Below are 861 nucleotides of genomic sequence, written 5' to 3' on the forward strand. Positions count from 1 at the left end.
CGCCTTGATCCGCCGCAGCAGGCCGGGGCTCGACGCGCCGACCGACGGTGTCGGCAGCAGCGCGGCGAACGGACGGGCGAGCCCGGCCAGGATCATGCTGATCCGGAACAGGCCCGGCCGCGGCAGCACGAGGGCGAGCACCGACCGCAGCATCCGCTCGGTCAGCGGCCGCTGATAATCCCGCTCGATCCTGACCCGGGCTTGGTCGACGAGGTGCATGTAGTTCACGCCCGACGGGCAGGTGGTCATGCAGGCAAGGCACGACAGGCAGCGGTCGATATGCTTGACCACCTCAGCCGTCGGCGGCTTGTCCTTCTCCAGCATCTCCTTGATCAGGTAGATGCGGCCGCGCGGGCTATCGAGCTCATCGCCGAGCAGCACATAGGTCGGGCAGGTCGCGGTACAGAAACCGCAATGCACGCAGGCGCGCAGGATCTTGTCGGCTTCCTGGATGTCGGGATCGGCGAGCTGCGCCAGGGTAAACTCGGTCTTCATGCACCCCCGCCTCTAAAGCGCGATGAGATGAGGTAGAATCGTCATCGCGCTTCAGCTCCTTGTTTGGGCATGATCTCCGCGCAAACGTGTTCCGCGTTTGTCGCGAGGGAAAACCGCTTCGCACTTTTCCGGATCATGCCTTGGTCATCCGGCCGCGGTTGAGGATCGACCTCGGATCGAAGCTCGCCCGCACCCGTTCACCGAGCGCGGCAAGCCCGGCAGGTTGCGGCTGGAACACATCGATCGCACGGCGCATGTCCTCGGTGGCGCGGAGCAGGGTGGCGTGTCCGCCGATCGCCTCGACCTGGCCGCGGACCAGGGTGGCCTGCGCGTCTGCGCTCGGCGGCACCGCGGCCCAGATCAGCC

The 861-nt window shown here is 66.8% G+C and carries 1 protein-coding gene and 1 pseudogene; both read right to left on the reverse strand.

Annotation, left to right across the window (positions count from 1 at the left end):
- Positions 1–495 (reverse strand): 4Fe-4S dicluster domain-containing protein (locus tag AC628_RS41370; RefSeq protein ID WP_143202102.1); only part of this gene is annotated, 495 nt, incomplete at its 3' end.
- Positions 496–628: 133 nt separating this feature from the next.
- Positions 629–861 (reverse strand): annotated as a pseudogene (locus tag AC628_RS41375) (2-hydroxy-acid oxidase); the annotation flags it as partial.

The sequence above is a fragment of the Bradyrhizobium sp. NAS96.2 genome (assembly GCF_001908235.1).
In the GTDB taxonomy this organism is placed as follows: Bacteria; Pseudomonadota; Alphaproteobacteria; order Rhizobiales; family Xanthobacteraceae; genus Bradyrhizobium.